The following is a 21,271-nucleotide window of genomic DNA, read 5'->3' as shown; positions in this document are numbered from 1 at the left end:
GCGCGGGTCGCCGGGCAGCCGCCCGAGCTCGGGTGGCTCACGACCGTCGTGCGGAGTCAGGTCGTTCCGTGGCTGCTGCTGGCGCTGACGGCTGCCCTGCTGTGGTGGGCGTGGCGAGCTGCAGAGCGCGTACGCACGACGCCAGCGTCAGGGGCACCGCCACCGTGAGCGCCATGGCCGGGATGGCGATGCCCGAGTCGTTCATCAGGAAGCCGATGAAGGCGCAGGTCAGCGCGCCGATCAGACCGGCGCGGAGTGCGGGCGCGTGCGCGTACGCCTGCCCGAGCGCCGACGCCCCCCAGCGTGACGGCCGCGCCAGCACCAGAAACAGGAACGCCAGCGCGACCAGCGAGAGCAGGGTGAGCGACCAGTTCCCCACGGTCACCCCGACCATCGCGCCGAACTTCCGGCTCACGACGGTCCACGCCTGGCCGTCGATGACCTGCTGCACGAACGTGCCGAGGTGCGTGCGCTGCCCGGCCGGGCGCGCCCAGTCGGCGACCGAGATGGCGCCGATGAGCACGGCCCCCACCAGGCCGACGACCAGGAGCTTCACGAACGACACCCGGCCGCCGGAGAGGAGGATGAGGAAGACCGACAGGCCCGCGACGAACGCCGGCACGCCGCCGAAGTCCGCCCCCCACGCGGGCGACCCGTCCGCGAACACCGCCAGTCCGCCGTACAGCACGCAGACCGTCATCACCGCCGCCCGGGGCGCGCCCTTGCCGCGCAGCCACTGGGCGATGCCCGCGAGGCCGAGGACGGTGCCGGTGGCGTAGATGGCGAAGGCGATGTTGCTGAAGCCGTAGAACCGTCCGCCCGTCACGGGCTCGTACCCGGAGACGGCGTTGACCTGGAGGTGGGAGCCGGTCATGACGTCCCCAAGCATCGCCACGGAGGTCACCAGCGCGACCACGGTGAGCGGGCCGAGCACGTGCGCGCGCCACGGACCGGCGAAGGCCAGGCCGGTGATCAGCCCGGCCATGGCGACGATCGTGACGATGAGCGCGGCCATCGGCGCGGGCAGGCTCCACCACGGCACGAGCTGCGCCAGGAACGTGGCGACGGCGATGCCGCCGCTCATCACGGAGACGACCTGCACGGTGACCAGCAACCGCGACGCCCCGGCCACGTCGATCCCCCCGGCGCCACCGGCCTCGGCGGCGGTGTCGCCGGCTCCGGCGCCACGCGCGTCCGGCGGGGCGGCCGATCTGCGGCGGCGCAGCGCCAGGGCCGCGAAGGCGTAGAAGAGGAGCTGGACCGCGACGAAGACGGCGAAGAAGGGGCCGCGGACCTCGCGCAGCACCTGGCTGGCCAGGTCGGCGTCCGCCAGCTCGGCGACCGTCTCCTGCGTGGAGCGGCCCGTCGCGCCGCCCGGCTGCCAGGGGCGGCCCACGACCTGCCGCGGGGGTTCGAGGCCGGTCAGGTGGATGGCGGTGGCCGTCAGGTCCTGGATCGCGACCAGCGCGTCCTGCCTGGTCGAGGTGGCGGTGAGGTGTCCGGCGGGGTAGCGCTCGCCGGTGGCCATGGCCACGTGGAGGTGGGCGCCGGGAGAGACGTCGGAGATCCCGGCGACCAGGACGGTGGTGTCCTTCGGGAGGACGGCCAGGAACTCGCCGACGCGCCGGTCGGCCGCCGCCGCCGCTTCCTGCCGGACGTCCTGCGGCATGCCGGTGGGGACTCCGTACTCGTCCCGTGGCTGGGCGGCCCAGGCGGTGGCCAGGTCCGGGACGTCCATGACGATCAGCGCGTACGAGGAGAGGTCGCCGAGCCGGGCCGGGGCGTCGGCGTACGTCTCGACGCGGCCGGCCTCGTCGGCGGCGGCCAGGGCGGCGCCGGGGCCGACGGCGGCGACCTTCCCGCCGCCGTCGATGACGGTCTGGGCGAGGGTGCCGAGCCGGGCGTCGTAGCCGGTGCCGGCCTGGTGAGCCACCAGCTCCGCCCAGCCGGGCACGGTGACGGAGTGTCCGGGGGCCCCGGGATCGCCGGTGGGCGCCGGGGCCGGGGTCCCGGTCGGCCGCGGGGTCGGGCCTTGCGAGGTGTCGGTGGGAGCAGGGCTTTCCGGGGTGGCGGTTCCGGGGTCCTCGGGGGAGCCCTGGTCGTCGGCGCGTTGCGGCGCCGGGGTCTCGGGGCAGCCTTCGCCGGGGGTGCCGGCGCGCTGACCCGCCGAGACGGTCAGCCAGCCGGCGACGGCGCAGGTGATGCCCCGGCCGGGGGGCGGGACGGCGCGGGTGGACAGGGAGGCGGTGCCGCCCTGCCCGGCGAGTTTCCACAGGTTGGGCGTACGCGTCTGGTCGATGTCGCTCCACTCGAGCCCCGGCACGCCGACGACCGCCACCCGTCCCTGGACGGCGGCGGAGGCCGGGACGGCGACCCCCATGACCGTGAGCAGCCCGACGACCACCAGCCGCAACAGGGAGCGGAACCTGTGCGGCATCGTGCTGAACCCCCTGAGTCGGCGCGCCCTTCGGTCAACCGCCACGGTAGCCTGCCACAGCGTGACGGGTGTCGAGACGCCGATGCGGCGGCGATGGTGGGCGTGGGCCCTGGCGGCGGTGGTCGTCGCCGCCGGGGTGTGGCCGCTGGTCGAGCACTGGCTGACCAACCCCGGCGACCAGCGTCTCGTCGATCTCGACGTCTACCGTACCGGCGGTCAGATGGTGCTCGACGGACGTCCGGTCTACGGGTTCTTCACGCCGGCGCCGCAGCTGCTGCCGTTCACCTACCCGCCGGTCGCGGCGCTGTTCGCGAGCGGGCTGGCGGCGATGTCGTGGGTGACCGCCCAGTGGGTGTGGACGGCGGGGATCTTCGCGGCGCTGGGCGTGGCGGTCGGGTTCGCGTTCCGGGAGTCGCTGGGGCGGCACGCGCCGTGGGTGTTCGCGTTCCTGATGGTGGCGTGCACGTTCCTGATGCCGATCCGCGACCAGGTGCGGTTCGGGCAGGTGGACATCCTGCTGGTGGCACTCTGCCTGGCCGACTGCGTGGCGCGGCGGCCGTGGTGGCCGCGCGGGTTCCTGATCGGGCTGGCCACGGCGGTCAAGCTGACGCCCGGGGTGTTCCTCATCTACCTGCTGGTGACGCGGCAGTGGCGGACGCTGTTCATGGCCTCGCTGGTGACGGCGCTGCTGACGCTGCTGCCGTTCGCGGTGATCCCGCAGGACGCGGTGGACTTCTGGTTCGGCGCGCTGCTGGACTCCGAGCGGCTGGGCGCCAACGCCGCCACCACCAACCAGTCGATGCGCGGCATGCTCATCCGCCTCTACCTGCCCGACCTGCTGACGACCGCGATCTGGCTGGCGGCGGTCGCGGCGGTCGGCTGGTACGGGTTCCGCGGCGCGCGCGACGCGTACCGGCGCGGCGACACGCTGACGGCGGTGGCGCTGGTGGGGCTGATGGCGGTGCTGCTGTCGCCGGTGGCCTGGATCCACCATCTGGCCTGGGTGGTCGTGGTGCTGGGGGCGATCGCGGGCGACGGGCGAGACCCGGTGCGGCTGCGGGTGGCCGCCGGGGTGTGGCTGTACTACGTGGTGCCGGTTCCCTGGTGGGGCGTGGCGATCAAGGCGGCGGAGATCCCGGTGGTCAGCCCGGTGCTCGGCAAGATCGTGCAGAACGGCTTCGGCCTCGGCGCGATCTTCCTCGTCTGGCTGCTGGCGCACTGGCTGCCGGGGCGACGTGCCGAGGAGTCCCGAATGCCCCACCTAGCACGTCAACCTGCGGATACCCTGTAGTCATGTCCAGAACCGCGTACCTCGGCCCTGAGGGCACCTTCACCGAAGAGGCCCTGACGCTCCTGGAGCCCGAAGCCGAGCGGCTGCCCTGCGCGACGGTCACCGCCGCGCTCAACGCCGTGCGCGCCGGCGAGGCCGACGCCGCGGTGGTCCCGCTGGAGAACTCGCTCGAGGGCGGCATCACGACGACGCTGGACGAGTTCGCCTGGGGCGAGCCGCTGCTGATCACCGCCGAGCTGCTGCTCCCGGTGCGGTTCTCGCTGCTGGCCCGGCCCGACACCGAGATCGTGCACGTCAAGCGGGTCTACACCCACCCGGCCGCGATCACGCAGTGCCGCGGTTTCCTCAACCGCGAGCTGGCCGACGCGGTCGTGGTGTCCGCCCCGTCGACGGCGGCGGCGGCCCAGGAGGTGTCGCTGCCCGGCTCCCCGTACGACGCCGCGATCGCCGCCCGCATCGCGGGCGAGCACTACGGCCTGGTCGAGCTGCGGGGCGACATCGGCGACCGGTCCGACACCGTGACGAGGTTCGTACGCGTGAGCAGGCCGGGCCCGCTGCCCGAGCCGACCGGCAGCGACCGCACCACCCTGGTCGTGTTCCTGGCCGACGACCACCCGGGCGCGCTGCTGGAGATGCTGACCGAGTTCTCGGTGCGCGGCGTCAACCTGAGCCGCATCGAGTCGCGGCCCACCGGCCAGGGCATCGGCCGCTACTTCTTCCACTTCGACTTCGAGGGCCACGTGGCCGACGCGCGGGTGGGCGAGGCCGTCGCGGGCCTCCACCGCATCTGCGGCGAGGTGCGCTTCCTGGGCAGCTATCCGCGCGCCGACGGGGTGGCTCCGCAGATCAAGCGCGGCACGGGCGACCCCGAGTTCGCCGGGGCGAAGGAGTGGCTCGCCAGGATCCGCGCCGGCCAGGTCTGATAATCGGGGAGCGGGTGCTCGCCGCGCGCCGGTAGCCTTTCCTTGTGATCGACCTGCGTACCCTTCGTGAGGACCCCGACCGGCTGCGGGCGTCGCAGCGTGCCCGCGGCGAGGACGACTCGGTCGTCGACTCGCTGCTCGACCTGGACGAGCGCCGCCGCTCCGCGCTGACCTCGTTCGAGTCCTCGCGCGCCGAGCAGAAGAGCCTCGGCAAGCAGGTCTCCAGGGCGCAGGGCGAGGAGAAGGCCGCGCTGCTCCAGCGGGCCAAGGACCTCGCCGCCCAGGTGCGGTCCGCCGAGGCGGAGGCGGAGAAGCTCGCCGCCGAGCTCGACGGGCTGCTCCAGACGGTGCCCAACATCGTCGAGGCCGACGCGCCCGCCGGCGGCGAGGACGACTACGTCGTGCTCGAGTCCCACGGCGAGCCGCGCACGTTCGACTTCGAGCCGAAGGACCACCTGGAGCTGGGCGAGCGGCTCGACGCGATCGACATGGAGCGCGGCGCCAAGGTGTCCGGCTCGCGGTTCTTCTTCCTCAAGGGCCAGGGCGCCCGGCTGCAGCTCGGCCTGCTCAACATGGCCATGCAGCAGGCCATCGAGACCGGCTTCGTGCCCATGATCACCCCGGTCCTGGTCAAGCCGGAGACCATGCAGGGCACCGGCTTCCACGTGGCGCACGACAAGGAGATCTACCGCCTGCCCGAGGACGACCTCTACCTGGTCGGCACCTCCGAGGTGTCGCTGGCCGGCTACCACGCGCAGGAGATCCTGCCCGCCGACCAGCTCCCGCTGCGCTACGCGGGCTGGTCGTCGTGCTTCCGCCGCGAGGCGGGCTCCTACGGCAAGGACACCCGGGGCATCATCAGGGTCCACCAGTTCGACAAGGTGGAGATGTTCTCCTTCGTCCGGCCCGAGGACGCGGCGGCCGAGCACCAGCGGCTGCTGGAGTACGAACGGCGGATGATGGCCAAGATCGAGGTGCCCTACCGCGTGATCGACACGGCGGCGGGCGACCTCGGCATGTCGGCGGCCCGCAAGTTCGACTGCGAGGCGTGGATCCCGACCCAGGGCCGCTACCGCGAGCTGACCTCGACCTCCAACTGCACCGAGTTCCAGGCCCGCCGGCTGGGCGTGCGCTTCCGCGACAAGGACGGCAGGCCGCAGTTCGCCGCCACGCTCAACGGCACGCTGGCCACCACCCGGTGGATCGTCGCCATCCTGGAGAACCACCAGCAGGCCGACGGCTCCGTGGTGGTCCCCCAGGCGCTCCGCCCCTACGTGGGGCTCGACGTGCTGGAGCCGGTCAAGTAGCCGCGGGGGCGCAGCGCCAGCGCCCCGAGGAGACACACGAGCGGCGCGGCGACCACGGCGACGGCCAGCGCCGCGCCGTGGTCGATCCAGCCCGTGCTCCACGCCTTGAACGGTCCCGCCACGCAGAGCCCGACCGCCACGCCGAGCGCCAGTGCGTCCACCGCGCCCCGCGACCCGACGCCGCCGTCCGAAACCAGCGAGCAGGCCACGACGACCACGCAGATCAGGAGGGCCGCGCCCAGCGCCGCGAGGAGCGGGGGCAGCGGGCTCCAGTCCGTCATGACGTTCTGGTGCGGGCCGAACACTCGCTCGTACGGCAACGGCGCGATCAGCAGCGCCCCGAGGCCGCCCAGCACGACGACGAGCCAGGGGCGGGCGCGGCGTGCCCGCACCGACTGAACGGCCAGGCCGAGCAGGGTCGCCCAGGTGGCGGCCAGCCCGGCGACCAGCATCTCCGCGTCGTCGTCGGCGGGCCGGTCGAGCGGGATCGCGGCCGACTCCAGCAGACGGCCGTCGGCGCTGAAGCCGAACCGCCGCCACGTCCCGTCGACGCCGCGCACGGCGACGCCGTCCCGTCCGTTGGCGACGACCACGACGTGCCCGCCCGGCCGGTCCTGGACCATGAGCGTCCTGGAGACGATGGGATCCTCGTCGGGCCGCCCGCCCACCAGCTCGCGTTCGAGCATGGTGACCCGGCCTGGAGGGATCCCCCACTCGGGCTCCCAGGTGCGGCCGCCGTCGCCGGAGCGCAGCACCTTCACGTGATGCCGGACGAGCCGGTAGCAGTGCTCGCGCAGGCAGGCGGCGCGCTGGCCGGGCCGATACTCGCGCTCCGATCCCGCGTAGGCGTCGGAGGCGACGTACGTCTCCCAGGTCGCGCCGCCGTCGTGCGACGCGTACCGGGAGTCGAGCACGAGGACGCCGTCCCTGAGGTCGACGACCTCGGCGCCGGGCATGCCGGGGTGGCCCGCGGTGGCGGTCACGGCGAGGACGGCCAGGGGGACGGCGGTGAGCACCCGCCACCGCGCGGCCACCGCCCGCCGGCTGCGCTGCCGCACCCACCAGGCCAGGAGGAGCACAGGAAGGGCCAGCAGGTCCCCAGGATCGGCCAGGACGCGCGAGGAGCCCGCCAGGCTGGTCCAGATCTGGGAGGCGGCCTCAGCGCCCGTCTCCGTCGTTTTCACGACCGTGAAGAGCGCACCGGTCAGGATGGTGGCCGCGAGATCGGCGCGGCGCAGCAGGAGGAGCGCCACCAGGGGCGGTGCGACGACGAGTCCGGCGAGGTCACTCAGCTTGCCCGTGACGAACCCGGGCCAGGCGTGCTTGAGGATGTGATCGTTGAGTAACAGGACGATCACGGAGGTCACTGTTACGGGGTGACATAACCAGGCGTACCTCATATATCGCTAGATGTGCGGAAAGGTGCCGGGGTTCGCCTGGCCTGTGAATCGAGTCACACCCGTGACAACGGCCGGTCAAGGCCATAACAAACGCGAAAGGCCGGGGTCCGCTGGAAGCGAACCCCGGCCTGTCTCGCTGCTACAGGTCAGATGGAGCGGACCTGGGAGGCCTGCGGCCCCTTCTGGCCCTGCGTGATCTCGAACTCGACCCGCTGGCCGTCTTCAAGGCTGCGGTAGCCGTTGCCGACGATCTCGGAGAAGTGCACGAACACGTCCGGCGCGCCGCCGTCCGGGGCGATGAAGCCGAAGCCCTTCTCGGCGTTGAACCACTTGACGGTTCCCTGAGCCATAAAAGCTCTCCCTCAGGATGTGAATCTATGGGACCCACACCTCGTGGATCCCGGTGTGTCGTACAGCAAGCACCCGGGGTGGCTCAGACAATGTCATGCTGGTTTTCACTACGGGATAGCTAATACAACGCCTCCACATCTAACACCATTCTGGCGCGTTGGTGTTCCCGTCGAACGAAGATTTCTGGCTGGGCGCATCAGCGGGCAAACTGGAACGTGTTATGCACAACCTACGCGCACCCCGCCTGGTGGCCACCGACCTGGACGGCACCGCCCTCCGTACGGACGGAACCGTGTCTCCCCGCACCGCCGCCGCCTTCGCCAGAGTCGAGGACGCAGGGGCCAAGCTGGTGTTCGTCACCGGCCGCCCGCCTCGGTGGATGCACCCGGTGGCGGGGGCGGTGAGGCACCGCGGCCTCGCCGTCTGCGCCAACGGGGCGCTGATCTACGACATGCACACCGAGCGGGTGGTGAAGTCTCACCTCATCGACCCGGAGGTGCTCGAAGAAGTCGTCTCTCAGCTTCGAGCGAACGTCCCCGATCTCTCGTTCTCGGTCGAGTACGAGGGAGGCCACGCGCACGAGTCGGACTTCCGCCTCGGCACCTGGGACGGCGCCACCACGGGCAGGGCCCGTCTGCGCGGCGAGTCGCTCACCTCGCGGGCCTGCGTCAAGCTGCTGGCCCTGCACCCCGAGCTGGGACCTGACGAGCTGCACGCGACCGTGCACGAGCTGGTCGGGCACCTGGTGACCGCCACCCACTCCAGCGGCCGCGGGCTCATCGAGATGAGCGCGATCGGCGTCACCAAGGCCACGGCCCTGGCCACGCTCGCCGAGCGGCACGACATCGAGCAGTCGCAGGTCGTGGCGTTCGGCGACATGCCGAACGACCTGCCCATGCTGACGTGGGCAGGCACCTCCTACGCGGTCGCCAACGCGCACCCCGGCGTGCTGGCCGCGGTCGATCACGTGACCGCGGCCAACGACGAGGACGGCGTCGCGCTGGTGCTCGAGGAGCTCTACAGGTAGGGCCCCGAGCCGCCCGGCGGGCGCGGGTGCTCCTCGGGCCGTCCACCGGGCAGCGCCCTGCGCATCTGCTCCAGCTGGGCGCGGGCCGCCATCTGCTGGGCGAACAGCGTCGTCTGGATGCCGTGGAACAGCCCTTCGAGCCAGCCCACCAGCTGGGCATGCGCCACCCGCAGCTCGGCGTCGCTGGGCGCGGTGCCGGTGTCCTCGGTGAAGGGCAGCGACAGCCGTTCCAGCTCCTCCACCAGCTCGGGCGCCAGGCCGTCCTCCAGCTCCTTGATCGAAGACTGGTGGATGTCCTTCAGCCGCTTGCGGCTGGCCTCGTCGAGCGGGGCGGCCCGCACCTCTTCGAGGAGTTGCCGGATCATGCTGCCGATGCGCATCACCTTGGCCGGCTGCTCGACCAGGTTGGCCACCGAGCGCTCGTCTTCGCCGTTATCGTCCTGACCCTGGAAGTCGGGGCCCACCACCACGATGTGAGGCGAGTTGTTGTCCTCAGCATTCATAAGTCTCACCGTACTAGGAGGATCTTCCCAACGTGGTCGCCGGAATCCACCATACGGTGAGCCTCGGCCGCGTCGGACATCGGCAGCTCGGCGAACACCACCGGCCGCACCGCCCCGGCGTCGACCAGCGGCCACACGTTCTCCACGACGCTCCGGACGATCGCGCCCTTCTCCTCGACCGGGCGGGCGCGCAGCGTGGTGCCGTGCACCGAGGCCCGCTTGGCCAGCAGCACGCCCAGGTCGAGCTCGGCCTTGCGGCCGCCCTGCATGCCGATGACCACCAGCCGCCCGCCGGTCTTCAGCGCCCGCACGTTGCCGGCCAGGTATTTGGCGCCCATGATGTCGAGGATCACATCTGCCTTGACCTGCTCGGCGAAGTCCTCCTCGCGGTAGTTCACGTACGCGTCGGCGCCCAGCTCCTTGACCCGCTCGCCCTTGCCGGACGAGCCGACCGTGACCACGACGTTCGCCCCGAACGCCTTGGCGAGCTGCACCGCGAACGTGCCGATGCCGCTCGCGCCGCCGTGCACCAGCAGGGTCTCGCCCTTGCGCAGCCGGCCCAGCATGAACACGTTGGACCAGACCGTGCAGGCCACCTCCGGCAGCCCGGCGGCCTCCTCCAGCCGGACGCCCCGCGGCACCGGCATCACCTGCTGCCACGGCACGGCCACCCGCTCGGCGTAGCCGCCGCCGGCCAGCAGCGCGCACACCTCGTCGCCCGCCTTGAAGTGCTCGACGTCCGCGCCGACCGCCGCGACCACGCCGGACACCTCCAGCCCCGGATAGGGCGAGGCGCCCTGCGGGGGTCGGTAGTTGCCCTGGCGCTGGAGGACGTCCGCCCGGTTGACCGCCGAGGCGGCCACGTCGATGAGCACGTCACCGCGTCCGGGCTCCGGGTCGGGGACCTCCCGCCACTCCAGCACCTCTGGCCCGCCGCTGCGGGTGATCTCGATGGCTCGCATGCGCACCACGGTAACGGGGCAGAGAAGTTGAGGGTTGCCGGCCTTCCCCGGAGCGCTTGGCGTTAATCTGCAAGATATTTACCACCCCTTTAGACCCGCCCGAGGGGGAAACACGGTGGCAAGACACGATCGAGAAGAATCTCTCGAGGAACAGCTCGCCTGGCTGGACGCCATCAAGGAGTCCGAGGAGGCGCCGGTCAAGGTGAGCGCCAAGACCGGCCCGGGCGTCCCGGCCGACGAGACCGTCGTCGTCTCGCCCTACCCCCAGGACCCGTGGGCGTCGGTGCCGCAGCACGACACGCCGACCCCGCCGCTCTTCCGCGCGGCGGTCGACTCGGTGTACGGGTCGGAGGCGGTGCCCGCCACCGAGAGCGAGGCGGGGGAGTGGCTGGACAAGGCGAGCCCGCGCGACAAGACCGACACAAAGGCCGACACGGGGGACGATCCGCCCGCCGATGACAGCGCCGACACCAAACCGGCGATCGACGACGCGTTCCTCGCCCCGCTCAAGCCGCTGCCCCGGCCGGACGACACCGACAGCTACGCGCTGGCGTCCTTCCCCGAGCCGGAGAAGGTGGAGGAGAAGACCGAGGAGAACCTCTCCTGGCCCGTTCCACCGGCCTGGGCCAGTGAGACGCCCGCCCCGCCCGAGCCCGCCGCCGAGCCGGCGCGCGAGGAGGCGACCCAGCACACCCCGGACGAAACGCTCCCGTCCCTCCCGTCGCTGCCGCCCCCGTCGCTCCCCGAGCCCACGCAGCACGCCTTCCCCGAGCCTCCGCAACGCACCTTCGACCAGCCGAGCCCGCCGTTCGCCGAGCCGTCCCAGCGCGCCTTCGACGAGCCCCGCACCGGCCGGGAGGCCCGCACGTTCGACGAGCACCTCAGGTTCCAGGAGCCGCGCCCGGCGGAGGAGGCGCCCCCGAGAGCAGAGGAGCCGCCGAGGCAGCCCGAGCCGCGCCACCGCCCGGCCCCGGTGCCCGTCTTCAACGCCCCGCCGAGGCCCCCGGCGACCGGCAGGCCCACCGCCGAGAGCCTGGACCCCGACACGCTGCTGCGCGGCCGCCGCAACGCCCCCTCCAAGGGCTGGCGCCGGATCGTCTACAAGGCGTCCGGCGGCTGGATCAAGCCCGGCGAGCCGCCGGAGGTCAGGCGCCGCCGCGCGCTGATGGCCAGGGCGCGCACGCCCGTCGCCACCGGCCACCACCGCGTCGCCGTGCTCAGCCTGAAGGGCGGTGTCGGCAAGACCACGACCACGGTCGGCCTGGGCGCCACGCTGGCCCAGATCCGCGGCGACCGCGTGATCGCGGTCGACGCCAACCCCGACCGTGGAACGCTCTCCGACAAGCTGAAGCTGGAGACCTCGGCCACCGTCCGCGACCTGCTCAACGAGGCCGACCAGGTCAAGAGGTACGTCGACATCAGGGCCTTCACCTCTCAGGCGCCGTCGCGGCTGGAGGTGCTGGCCTCCGACCGCGACCCGTCGGTGTCGGAGGCGTTCAGCGGCGCCGACTACCAGGCCGTCTCCCAGGTGCTGGAGAACTTCTACTCCATCTGCATCACCGACTGCGGCACCGGCCTGCTGCACTCCGCGATGGGCGGGGTGCTCGGCCTCGCCGACCAGATCGTGCTGGTCAGCTCCGCGTCGGTCGACGGCGCGCGGGCGGCCTCGGCCACGCTCGACTGGCTGGAGGCCCACCACTACGAGAATCTCGTACGCGACGCGACCGTGGTGCTGTGCAGCGTCAGGCCGAGGTCGAAGTCGGCCGTCGACATCAACAAGCTGGAGGGCCACTTCGCCGCCCGGTGCCGGGCCGTCGTCCGCGTGCCGTACGACCCGCATCTGGAGGAGGGCGCGGAGATCGACCTGGACCGGCTGCAGGAGGCGACCAGGGACGCCTACCTGCAGCTCGCCGCCAGCATCGGAGACGGTTTCGCCGGAGCCGGCCGGTAGACGGCACGAAACCCGCTCACCGGCCGGTGAGCGGGTTTCGTCGGGAAGCGGAGGGTGTGGGATTCGAACCCACGAGGCCATCGCTGACCTGGCCGCTTTCAAGGCGGCTGCACTCGTCCACTATGCGAACCCTCCAGTGCGACACCACGATAGCGGCTGCGGTGACGCCGGTGTACGTTCAGGTGGTGGCGGATCTCAAGATCGAGGTGGCACGGGCGGAGCGTTCGGCCACCGTGCGCCTGCGGGGTGACCTGGACAAGCTGACGGCTCCCGATTTCAAGAAGCGGCTCGACGCCCTCGCCGCCGAAGGACCGCTCGACGTGGTGATCGACGCCTCCGGGCTGGAGTTCTGCGACTCCAGCGGCCTGTGGGCACTGGTGGAGCACCAGCGCGCCGTCGGCGGGCGCGGCGGCACGCTCCGGCTCACCGGCGTGCACGGGGTCCTGCAGCGGGTGCTGGAGGTGACCGGGCTCAAGGCCGTCTTCGACGACGTGTTACCCGCGCAGCTGTGACAGCAGCCACTTGGGTCCCGCCGTCTCGGCCCCCAGCTCGGCGACGCGCTCCCGCAGCTCCCGGTCGGCGGTGACGACGAGCACCCGCTCCCACGGCTTGGCCCGGCGCACCACGTCCACGATCGCGTCGTCGCCGCTGCCGGCCGCCGCGACCACCTGCATCCCGGGAATGTCGGGCACCTCCCTGGCCGCGCCCTCGACCACCGCCACCATCCGCGGATACCACTGCGCCAGCACCGAATGCGACAGCCGCAGCCCCGACACCTCCTCCAGCAGCCGGGTGGCGGCCCCCAGCCGGTCGTTCCACCAGCCGCGCTCGGCCCGCGCGCCGACGATGTTGGCCACGTCGAGCACCAGGGTCTCCGGGCTGATCGCACCGCTGACCGTGCCCCACGTCTCGGCGAAGCCGGGGTGCAGCTCCCTGGCGGCCACCTCGCCCAGCGGCAGCCAGCGCAGCTCGTCGCTCTCGCCGTTCGCGCAGACCGCCGCCAGCCGCTCGGCCGACTCCGCGATCACCGTCTCGAACGCCCATCCGCCGTGGTCGTCGCGGTAGACCCCCTGCACCCGCAGCAGGTCGCCGGCCACCGCCGCCTCCTCGCGGGCCTCGCGCAGCGCGGAGGCCACCGCGTCCTCGTGGCTGTCGCGCGCCCCGCCGGGCAGCCCCCACGTGCCGCCGTGGTGGCTCCACGCCGAACGCTTCTGCATCAGCACGTGAGGCACCCCGAGCTCGTCGTGGTGCACGGCGAGCAGCCCCGAGGCGCCGTGCAGCCCCCAGTGGCGGTGTCCTCGCCCGCACTCGGTCCAGCCGTCGCCGTCCTTGTCAGCCATGTCTCGATTCTCTCAGCCGCCGCCCTTGCTGAAATGCTGGTAGTCCTTGGTGCCCGACCAGCTGCCGCCCCACTGCCATCCCACCTGCGCGAACGCCCGCACCACCTTGTCGCCGGGGTTGATCACGCCCTTGCCCTTCATCGGCCGCTTGGTGTACTTCCGGGCGTTGGAGTGGGCCGTCCTGCCGTCGGCGGTCACGTACGGGTTCTCGCGCGGGTTGATGTCGATCGCCTCGCCGTAGGCGTGCTTGGACCAGCTGCTCGACCCCGTGGCCTGGCGGCAGTTGAAGGCCGAGGTGTTGTCGGCGTCGATGGAGTCGTAGTCGTCGCCCTTGTAGACGTCGATCAGCTCCATCCGCCTGATCGGCCAGCGCCAGTCGTACAGCTTCTGGAAGACCTGCACGATGTCGTCGGTGACGGTCTTGCGCACGACCAGCTCACCGGTGTGCGGTTTGTCGTCGAAGCCCCAGTAGGTCATCCTGATCAGGCGCAGGTCGCGGTAGTGGACCGGGCAGCCTTCACGCCACGAATACCGCAACTGGTCGCGGGTCACCTGGCTCACCTCGGCGTCGAACGAGGGCGGCTCGGTGGCGGTGGGCGTCGTCGCGGTGGGCGTCGGCTCCGAGGTCGCCGGCTCCGTCTCGGAGGTCGTCGGCGGCGCCGGTCCGGTGGACGCGACCGGGCTCTGCCCGCCGCACGCCACGGAGGCGAGCACCACGAGCGCCAGGGTGGCAGCACGCTTCATCCCGCCACGATACGACACGTTCCAGCAGGTCAGCCGGTACGACGCAGCTTGCCGCGCCGGGTCGTCAGCTCGTGCAACAGGTCGGCCGCGTACCAGGCGAGGCCCAGGAACGACCCGCCGGCGAGCGCGCCGCCGATCCACAGGTCGTTCACGGTCGCGGCGGTGAGCGCGGTGCCCCTGGGCTGGTAGCCGACCACGAACGGGGCGGCGACGAGCCAGAGCCCGGCCAGGAACAGCAGCGCCAGCGCGGTCACGCCCAGCTTGGCCCTCATCGCTTGTCCTCCGACGCGACCAGGGTCGTGGATCCGTTCTGCCGCCGCTCGCGGTCTGTCGCGTCGAGGTCCTCGCGCAGGGCCTCGACCAGGGGCGCCAGCAGGGCGGCCAGCTCGGCGGACGAGGTCTGGGGGGCGGCGGGCTCCGGTTCCCGCTGGCGCTCGCGTACCGTCACCAGGCCCCGCGCGGCGAGCTCGGCGTGGATGGCGGCGGCGAAGGCGGCGGCGCCCGCGAGGCCGACGGCGGCGACGCCGAGGCCGGTGAAGAACTCCGTCGTGGTGGCGGAGTTCCAGGTCGCGCCCTCGGGTTGGGTGCCGAGTGCGAACGGCGCGACCATCAGCCAGAACCCGGCCATGGCCGCCAGCGCGGCCAGCACGGCGCCGACGAACTTGCGGATCACTGCGGGATCCCTCCTGTCACGAGATCTTTCGCGGGCGCCGGCGGCGCCTGCGCGATGAGCGCGCGCGAGGTGGGGCGCAGGACGTCACGCGCCACGGCCCTGGCACGTTCCTTCTCGGTACGGTCGTCCGGCGGCGCCATCTTGGCCACGGCCGTGAGCAGCGCCGACGGCCGGCCGTTCACGCGCTCGACGCGCTGGGCGACGAGTTCGAGCAGCAGGCCGGCCAGCACCAGGTCGTCCCTGCTGGGCGGCGGGGCGGCGGGCGGGGGAGTGGCGCCGCCGCGCAGCGGCAGCTCTTTCAGGAAGACCACGGCGAGGAAGCCGAGCAGGGCGATCGGGACGCCCACGAGGAAGACGGTCTCCAGGCCGCGGGTGAACGCCTCCAGCACGAGGTGCTTGACCGGCTCGGGCAGCGCCTGGATCTCGTCGGGGCTGCCGAGCGACGGCCTGGCGCTCCCCGCGGGCATCTCGGCGTAGAGCCGGTTGGTCAGGATCGCGCCGAACCCGGCCACGCCGATGGCGCCGCCGAGCGAGCGGAAGAACGAGACGCCGGAGGTCGTGGAGGCCATGTCGCGGACCTCGGCGCCGTTCTGCGCGGCCAGGATCAGCATCTGCATGGTCAGGCCGAGCCCGGTGCCGAGCACCGCCATGTCGAGGCCGATGACCCACGGGCTGGAGTCGACGTGCAGCCGCGACAGCAGGAACAGCCCGATGGTCACGAGCAGCATGCCGACGACCGGGAAGATCTTCCACCGCCCGGTCCTCGTGACGGTCTTGCCGGAGATGACGCCGGACAGGAACAGCGTGATCACCATGGGCAGCGTCATCAGGCCGGAGTCCGTCGGGCTCATGCCCTGGACGACCTGCAGGTACTGCGGCAGGTAGATCATCGCGCCGAACATCGCCACGCCGACGAAGAGCGATCCGAGGCTGGTCAGGATGAACGTGCGGTTGCGGAACAGCCGGGGCGGCAGGATCGGGTTGCCCGCGGTGCGCTCGGCGAGCACGGCGAGGGCCAGCGAGACGAGGCTGACGGCGGCCAGGGCGTAGGTCCACGGCGAGTTCCACGCGAACTGGGTGCCGCCCAGGGTGAGCAGCAGCATCAGCGAGGTCGCGCCGGCCGTGATGGTGGTGGCGCCCCAGATGTCGATGCGGGTGTCGCGCTTGACGTGCGGCAGCTTGAGCACCTTCTGCACGACGACCGCGGCGACCACGGCGAGCGGCACGCCCACGTAGAAGCACCAGCGCCAGCCGAGCATCTCGGCGTCGACCAGGAACCCGCCGAGCAGCGGCCCGGCGACGGTGGAGACGCCGAAGACGGCGCCCATGTAGCCGGAGTAGCGGCCCCGCTCGCGGGGGGAGACGATGTCGCCCAGGATGACCTGGGCCAGCGCGCCCAGGCCGCCCGCGCCCACGCCCTGCAGGGCGCGCCCGGCGATGAGCTGGCCCATGTTCTGCGAGAGCCCCGCGGCGAGCGACGCCCCGACGAACACCGCCAGCGCCACCTGGAAGAGCCGCTTGCGGCCGAACACGTCGGACAGCTTGCCCCACAGCGGTGTGGACACCGTCATCGTCAGGATGGTCGCCGAGGCCACCCACGAGTACTGGTCCTGGCCGCCGAGCTCCCCCACGATCGTCGGCAGCGCCGTGCCCACCACGGACGTCGACAGCATCGAGGTGAGCATGGCGAGCATGAGCCCGGCCATGACCTCGAGGACCTCGCGGTGGGTGTACTGCTTCTGGGGGCTTGCGGCCGCCGCTTGGCCCGCCAAGTCACCACATCCCCTCGTATTCCGCATGGAAGTATACGCCTGTTTACTAGTGTTTCGGCAAGCCGATATATTCCCGGGCATGAGAGCTGAGGCCCGCCCCCGGGACCGTGCGGCCACCCGTCTGCGGCTGCTCGACGCCGCCAGGGCGCTGTTCGCCGAGTATGGGTACGAGCGCGTGACCGTACGCATGATCGCCTCGGCGGCGGACGCCAACATCGCTCTGGTGGGGCGTTACTTCGGGTCGAAGGCGGGCCTGTTCGGCGAGGTCCTGCGGGACGAGCCGACGATCCGGGTCGTCCTCGAAGGCGACCGGGCGGGGCTGCCGCGCCGGCTCGCGGAGTTCGCCGCCCGCCGCATGCACGCCGACCCGAAGAGCCGCATCCTGCGCGCCCTGGCCCACTCCGCCGACGACCCGGAGATCCAGGAGCTCGTACGGGAGCGCCTGCGGACGGCCATCATCACCCCGCTCGCGGAGTTCCTGGGCGACGACCCCGACGCGATGGCCAGGGCGCGCACCGCGGCGGCGCTCCTCACCGGCATCACCAGAGTCCGCCGCGCCCTCGGCCCGGAGCCGCCCACTCCGGCGGACGTGGACCGGCTGACCGCAATGTTCACCGTGTGTCTAGATATTTCAGGACATGAACCATAAGACCGAAATACGGCCTTTTTGAGGACGTGTCGTTGCCAGCGCCAGCCGATAACTTGACAGCACCCCCCACCAAGGAGTGCGCATGTTGGGTAAACGCAGTGCGCTGGCAGGAGCCACCATCGTGGCCTGCCTGGCATTCCCCCTCGCCGTCCCCGCCATGGCCGACCCGGCCCCCATGGCGGACCCGGCGACCCCGCCGTCGGTGATCGACGCGCTCGAACGCGACCTCGGGCTCACCGAGCGGCAGGTCGTCACCCGGCTGGCCAACGAGCAACGCGCCGCCGCCACCGAGGCCACCCTCACCGCCTCGTTAGGCGACTCCTACGGCGGCTCCTGGCTGAACGCCGACGCCTCCAAGCTCATGGTCGCCACCACCGACGCCGCCGAGGCCCCGGCCATCGAGGCCAAGGGCGCCCAGCCGGTCGTCGTCGGCCGCACCCTGGCCCAGCTGACCTCCGTGAAGGACCAGCTCGACCTGGCCGCCCAGAAGGGCAAGACCGGCGCCTCCCTCTGGTACGTCGACGTGACCACCAACAGCGTCGTCATCCTGGCCGCCACCCAGGAAGCCGGCGAGGCGCTCGCCGCCGCGGCCGGCGTCGACAAGGGCGTGGTCAAGGTCGCCGTCTCCACCGAGAGCCCGCAGCCGTTCATGAACATCATCGGCGGCTCCGCGTTCTACATCGGCTCCAGCCGGTGCAGCGTCGGCTTCTCCGTCACCCGCGGCAGCACCCCCGGCTTCGTCACCGCCGGACACTGCGGCCGCGCCGGCTCGCGCACCACGAACCCGACCGGCACCTTCCAGGGCTCGTCCTTCCCCGGCAACGACTACGCCTGGGTCGCCGCTCCCGGCCACAACCCCACCCCGTACGTGCGCGGCTCCGGCGGCGCGCTCGTGACCGTCCGCGGCTCCACGCAGGCGTCGGTCGGCGCGTCCATCTGCCGCTCCGGCTCCACCACCGGCTGGCGCTGCGGCACCATCCAGCAGCACAACGCCAGCGTCCGCTACGCGCAGGGCACCGTCTCCGGCCTGACCCGCACCAGCGCGTGCGCCCAGCCGGGCGACTCCGGCGGCTCGTTCATCTCCGGCAGCCAGGCCCAGGGCGTCACCTCCGGCGGCTCCGGCAACTGCAGCATCGGCGGGACCACGTACCACCAGCCCGTCAACGAGATCCTGTCGGCCTACGGCCTCACCTTGAGAACCGGCTGATCTCCCACCCGAACCCAGCGTGCCCGGCCCACGTCGCCGGGCACGCTGTTTCGTACGAGTGGCCCGATACGCCCTCTTGGGTCCCACTTGGTGTGCCGGCTGCGGGGGCGAACCTACGCTGGAGGAGACAGCTTGCCTGGGGGAGGCAGTGATGGCGAAGTTCCTCGACATGCACCGCGGCATGGCGGGCATCACCGGTGACCAGCTCAAACGGGCACACTCCGCCGACGTCGAGATCCAGGACGAGGTGGAGTGACCTTCGAGCACGCCTGGGCGGACCCGGAGGAAGGAGTCATCTACTGCCTCTCGGAGGCGCCCACGGCGGACGCGGTCCTGCGCATCCACGAACGCGCCGGCCACCCGGCCGACGAGATCCACCACGTGCCGCTGAGCATCTGAGCCAAGTATGTGACGTAGTTCATACTCCCTTTCGCGAACTCGCGATGGTCGTACGGGCGAAAGCCGTCGAATCCACTGCGCAGCGAACGGGAGCACCGGGTGATCGCCGAAGAGTCTGGCACGGCCGACGCCGACCTCATACGGCGCTCGCGGCACGCCCCGGAGGTCTTCGCCGGACTCTTCGACCGGCATGCCCCCGCACTGCGGCGTTACGTCGCCCGGCGACTCGGCCCGTCCCTGGCCGACGACATCGTCTCCGACGTCTTCCTCACCGCCTTCCGTCGCCGCCACCGCTACGACATGAGCCACCCTGACGCGCGCCCGTGGCTGTACGGCATCGCCGCCCGGCTCGTCAGCCGGCCTGGGCATCTGGCGGGAAGGAGGCGGCGACGTCCGCCGGTACGACATCCTCGACCCGGACACCTACCGCTACCTGGGCACCGCGACGGTCTGGCTGCGCGACTCCCCCCTGCCCAAGGGCGCGGTGTGGCGCACGGCCCTGCTGTCGTCGGTGATCGTCGACCGCCCGGGCGAGCGAGGCTGAGCGCTTTCACCCCCCGGAGTACCGCCATCCCGACCAGCGGGTGACCTCCACGAGGATCACGGGCCCCGCCGGGCGACGCTCGCGGTACTGGTCGTACTTGGCCACGAGCGCGTCCAGTGCGGCGGCCCGCTCCGGGCCGTCCGGCGCGACGGCGGCGCGGCCGTCCGCCCGCACCCACCACAGGCGCGTCCAGTCGTCCTCGTAATGGTCGGCCAGCAGCGCGACATTCGGGTTGTCGCCGATGTCGCGCAGCCTCCGCAGGTCGGTGGTCCGCTTCGGCTTGTGGTCGACGGCCGTCACCACCCGGTCGCCGAGGACGGCGAACGTGACGGGGACGAGGCGTGGCCTGCCCTCGGCGCCCACCGTCGCCAGCCGGGCGACCCGCGCGCCCGCGAACATCCGCCGCGCCGTCTCGGAATCCATGCCCCCAGCATTCCCCGGCGGCCCGTGGTCCGGTGACCGTCACCGTCACGTAAGCGTCCGGGATCGTCACTGCGGGTACGAAGGCCCCATCTCTTAGGGCGAGGAGGAGCATCGCGATGACCCCCGGCTGCGGAAGCTGCGACTGCAACGACGTGATGTACGAGGGCACCCCGTCGCACTGGAAGACGTTGCGCACGGAGTGAACGAGCAGAAGCCCCGCCCCGGATCGGCGGGGCTTCCTCGTGTAGGGTCAGGATCATGCTTGAGAAGTTCATCCGTTCGCGCACTGCCTGAGACGGGTTTCCCATCGAGGCGATCTGATGGTGGCGTCGCGTTTCGCGAGCCGCCCGTCGCCCGTCCCGTCGGCTTCTCACACCCGGTGGTCGCCGCGCTCTCAGCGCCGCCACCGTGATCATCGGCGGCTCGGCGCGCCCGTACGACAGCGCGCGTCCGCCTCAGCTCAACGCGAACGGACTGAACATGTCATCGAACACCTTCGTGCTGGTCCACGGTTCCGGCTCCAACTCGTTCATGTGGACCTCCATCCAGCGCGAGCTCGCGCTGCTCGGCCACCGCAGCCTCGCCGTCGACCTGCCCGGCCACGGCCTCGACGCGCAGTACCCCGTCGCCTACCAGGCCCCGCAGGACCTCGACGCGTGGGCGGCCGAGCCGTCGACGCTGGCGGGCGTCACGCTCCAGGACAACGTCGACCTGGTCACCGACGTGGTGCGCCGCGCCGCCCAGCACGGGCCGGTGGTGCTGGTCGGCGCCAGCCTCGGCGGCGTCACCATCTCGGGGGTGGGCAACGCCATCCCCGAGCTGGTGGACCGGCTCGTCTACATCTCCGCCTGGTCGTGCGTCCGGCTGTCCAACCCCGTCGCGTACATGGGGGAGCCCGAGTTCGCGGACAACCTGATGGCGCCTCTCGCCGCGTTCAACGTCGGCGACCCGGCCGAGGTGGGCGCCGGCCGGGCCAACTACCGCACCGCCGACCCGAAGCTGCTCGCCGACCTCAAGGCCGCGACCCTGGCGGACGTCACCGACGAGCAGTTCCTGGCCTTCCTCAACATCCTGCAGCCGGACGAGTCGATCGCGGTGATGACGGCCGACGCCCGCGTCCAGGCCGGAACCTGGGGCACGATCGCCCGCTCCTACATCCGGCTCACCGGCGACCGGTCGATCCCCCTGGCCATGCAGGACAGGCTGATCGCCGAGGCGGACGCGCTGACGCCCGGCAACCCGTACGACGTGCACACCCTTGACACGTCACACGCGGGATTCGTGTTCAGGCCGGCGGAGGTGGCCGCCATCCTCGGCGGCCTGGCCCGCTGACCTCGGCGCGCAGGTGAGCCGGGCCCGGCTCACCTG

The 21,271-nt window shown here is 71.9% G+C and carries 22 protein-coding genes and 1 tRNA gene; 11 read left to right on the top strand and 12 right to left on the bottom strand.

Going from position 1 to position 21,271, the window contains the following annotated elements; all coding sequences use genetic code 11:
* Window positions 1-37: 37 nt before the first annotated feature.
* Window positions 38-2,437, bottom strand: a complete 2,400-nt coding sequence (locus KME79_RS38880) for a hypothetical protein (protein ID WP_246641164.1) — start codon at window positions 2,435-2,437, stop codon at window positions 38-40.
* 61 nt (window positions 2,438-2,498) lie between these two features.
* Between KME79_RS38880 and KME79_RS38875 the strand changes: the two genes are divergently transcribed.
* The 3 genes from KME79_RS38875 to serS are packed head-to-tail and all read left to right on the top strand — an operon-like array spanning window position 2,499 to window position 5,958.
* Entirely contained in the window at window positions 2,499-3,728 is a 1,230-nt protein-coding gene (locus KME79_RS38875) for a glycosyltransferase 87 family protein (RefSeq protein ID WP_308249208.1), read from the top strand.
* A 2-nt stretch (window positions 3,729-3,730) separates the two neighbouring features.
* Window positions 3,731-4,651, top strand: coding sequence for a prephenate dehydratase (gene pheA / locus KME79_RS38870; protein ID WP_219550757.1), 921 nt, complete (start codon window positions 3,731-3,733; stop codon window positions 4,649-4,651).
* A 44-nt stretch (window positions 4,652-4,695) separates the two neighbouring features.
* Window positions 4,696-5,958 (top strand): serine--tRNA ligase, encoded by a 1,263-nt coding sequence (serS, locus tag KME79_RS38865; RefSeq protein ID WP_219550755.1) that lies wholly within the window; start codon window positions 4,696-4,698, stop codon window positions 5,956-5,958.
* Here serS and KME79_RS38860 read toward each other — a convergent pair.
* Together KME79_RS38860 and KME79_RS38855 are read right to left on the bottom strand one after the other, a co-directional pair.
* Complete coding sequence (locus tag KME79_RS38860) at window positions 5,922-7,316, bottom strand: hypothetical protein (protein ID WP_219550753.1); 1,395 nt, start codon at window positions 7,314-7,316, stop codon at window positions 5,922-5,924. The genes serS and KME79_RS38860 overlap by 37 nt on opposite strands.
* Window positions 7,317-7,504: 188 nt before the next feature.
* Window positions 7,505-7,708, bottom strand: coding sequence for a cold-shock protein (locus KME79_RS38855; RefSeq protein WP_101787411.1), 204 nt, complete (start codon window positions 7,706-7,708; stop codon window positions 7,505-7,507).
* Window positions 7,709-7,929: 221 nt separating this feature from the next.
* Here KME79_RS38855 and KME79_RS38850 point away from each other — a divergent pair, with 221 nt between their 5' ends.
* Window positions 7,930-8,736 (top strand): HAD family hydrolase, encoded by an 807-nt coding sequence (locus tag KME79_RS38850; protein ID WP_219550751.1) that lies wholly within the window; start codon window positions 7,930-7,932, stop codon window positions 8,734-8,736.
* Here KME79_RS38850 and KME79_RS38845 read toward each other — a convergent pair.
* Window positions 8,727-9,239 (bottom strand): bacterial proteasome activator family protein, encoded by a 513-nt coding sequence (locus tag KME79_RS38845; protein ID WP_148036073.1) that lies wholly within the window; start codon window positions 9,237-9,239, stop codon window positions 8,727-8,729. The two genes, KME79_RS38850 and KME79_RS38845, sit on opposite strands and share 10 nt — an antisense overlap.
* Before the next feature lie 5 nt (window positions 9,240-9,244).
* A complete protein-coding gene (locus KME79_RS38840; protein WP_219550749.1) occupies window positions 9,245-10,201 on the bottom strand; it encodes an NAD(P)H-quinone oxidoreductase in 957 nt (318 codons plus the stop codon).
* 115 nt (window positions 10,202-10,316) lie between these two features.
* On the opposite strand from KME79_RS38840, the gene KME79_RS38835 reads away from it, so the two are divergent.
* Complete coding sequence (locus tag KME79_RS38835; protein ID WP_308249207.1) at window positions 10,317-12,152, top strand: MinD/ParA family ATP-binding protein; 1,836 nt, start codon at window positions 10,317-10,319, stop codon at window positions 12,150-12,152.
* A gap of 48 nt (window positions 12,153-12,200) precedes the next feature.
* Here KME79_RS38835 and KME79_RS38830 read toward each other — a convergent pair.
* Window positions 12,201-12,287: transfer RNA gene (locus KME79_RS38830), tRNA-Ser, on the bottom strand.
* Here KME79_RS38830 and KME79_RS38825 point away from each other — a divergent pair.
* Window positions 12,275-12,664 carry an STAS domain-containing protein gene (locus tag KME79_RS38825; protein ID WP_148036075.1) on the top strand — a complete coding sequence of 130 codons (390 nt, stop codon included), beginning with the start codon at window positions 12,275-12,277 and terminating at the stop codon, window positions 12,662-12,664. The two genes, KME79_RS38830 and KME79_RS38825, sit on opposite strands and share 13 nt — an antisense overlap.
* Here the strand turns inward: KME79_RS38825 and KME79_RS38820 are convergent.
* The 5 genes from KME79_RS38820 to KME79_RS38800 are packed head-to-tail and all read right to left on the bottom strand — an operon-like array spanning window position 12,647 to window position 16,708.
* On the bottom strand, window positions 12,647-13,492 hold the full coding sequence (locus KME79_RS38820; protein WP_219550747.1) for an NUDIX hydrolase: 846 nt from the start codon (window positions 13,490-13,492) through the stop codon (window positions 12,647-12,649). The two genes, KME79_RS38825 and KME79_RS38820, sit on opposite strands and share 18 nt — an antisense overlap.
* Window positions 13,493-13,504: 12 nt before the next feature.
* The gene (locus KME79_RS38815) at window positions 13,505-14,236 is read right to left on the bottom strand and encodes a M15 family metallopeptidase (protein WP_219550745.1); all 732 of its coding nucleotides are present in this window, start codon (window positions 14,234-14,236) and stop codon (window positions 13,505-13,507) included.
* Window positions 14,237-14,265: 29 nt separating this feature from the next.
* Window positions 14,266-14,508 (bottom strand): hypothetical protein, encoded by a 243-nt coding sequence (locus KME79_RS38810; RefSeq protein ID WP_219550743.1) that lies wholly within the window; start codon window positions 14,506-14,508, stop codon window positions 14,266-14,268.
* Window positions 14,505-14,909 (bottom strand): hypothetical protein, encoded by a 405-nt coding sequence (locus tag KME79_RS38805; protein WP_219550741.1) that lies wholly within the window; start codon window positions 14,907-14,909, stop codon window positions 14,505-14,507. Before KME79_RS38805 ends, KME79_RS38810 begins: the two co-directional genes overlap by 4 nt.
* Window positions 14,906-16,708: an MDR family MFS transporter gene (locus KME79_RS38800; protein ID WP_219550739.1), complete on the bottom strand. Its 1,803-nt coding sequence runs from the start codon at window positions 16,706-16,708 to the stop codon at window positions 14,906-14,908. The genes KME79_RS38805 and KME79_RS38800 overlap by 4 nt, the downstream gene beginning before the upstream one ends.
* Before the next feature lie 52 nt (window positions 16,709-16,760).
* On the opposite strand from KME79_RS38800, the gene KME79_RS38795 reads away from it, so the two are divergent.
* The 4 genes from KME79_RS38795 to KME79_RS46710 all read left to right on the top strand — a co-directional run bounded on the left by KME79_RS38795 (window position 16,761) and on the right by KME79_RS46710 (window position 19,524).
* Window positions 16,761-17,330: a TetR/AcrR family transcriptional regulator gene (locus tag KME79_RS38795; protein WP_148036081.1), complete on the top strand. Its 570-nt coding sequence runs from the start codon at window positions 16,761-16,763 to the stop codon at window positions 17,328-17,330.
* Window positions 17,331-17,412: 82 nt separating this feature from the next.
* Window positions 17,413-18,537, top strand: a complete 1,125-nt coding sequence (locus tag KME79_RS38790; protein WP_219550736.1) for a S1 family peptidase — start codon at window positions 17,413-17,415, stop codon at window positions 18,535-18,537.
* A gap of 252 nt (window positions 18,538-18,789) precedes the next feature.
* Window positions 18,790-18,936 (top strand): nickel-binding protein, encoded by a 147-nt coding sequence (locus tag KME79_RS47290; protein WP_219550734.1) that lies wholly within the window; start codon window positions 18,790-18,792, stop codon window positions 18,934-18,936.
* A 99-nt stretch (window positions 18,937-19,035) separates the two neighbouring features.
* On the top strand, window positions 19,036-19,524 hold the full coding sequence (locus tag KME79_RS46710) for an RNA polymerase sigma factor (protein ID WP_219550732.1): 489 nt from the start codon (window positions 19,036-19,038) through the stop codon (window positions 19,522-19,524).
* Here KME79_RS46710 and KME79_RS38775 read toward each other — a convergent pair.
* The gene (locus tag KME79_RS38775; protein WP_219550730.1) at window positions 19,487-19,903 is read right to left on the bottom strand and encodes a TIGR03668 family PPOX class F420-dependent oxidoreductase; all 417 of its coding nucleotides are present in this window, start codon (window positions 19,901-19,903) and stop codon (window positions 19,487-19,489) included. The two genes, KME79_RS46710 and KME79_RS38775, sit on opposite strands and share 38 nt — an antisense overlap.
* A 480-nt stretch (window positions 19,904-20,383) precedes the next feature.
* Here KME79_RS38775 and KME79_RS38770 point away from each other — a divergent pair, with 480 nt between their 5' ends.
* Window positions 20,384-21,235, top strand: a complete 852-nt coding sequence (locus KME79_RS38770; RefSeq protein WP_246641163.1) for an alpha/beta fold hydrolase — start codon at window positions 20,384-20,386, stop codon at window positions 21,233-21,235.
* Window positions 21,236-21,271: the final 36 nt, after the last annotated feature.

The sequence above is a fragment of the Nonomuraea harbinensis genome (genome assembly GCF_019396385.1).
Lineage (GTDB): Bacteria > Actinomycetota > Actinomycetes > Streptosporangiales > Streptosporangiaceae > Nonomuraea > Nonomuraea ferruginea.
The sequence above is the reverse complement of the archived record's forward strand: the minus strand, read 5'-3'. Positions and strand labels throughout refer to the sequence as shown.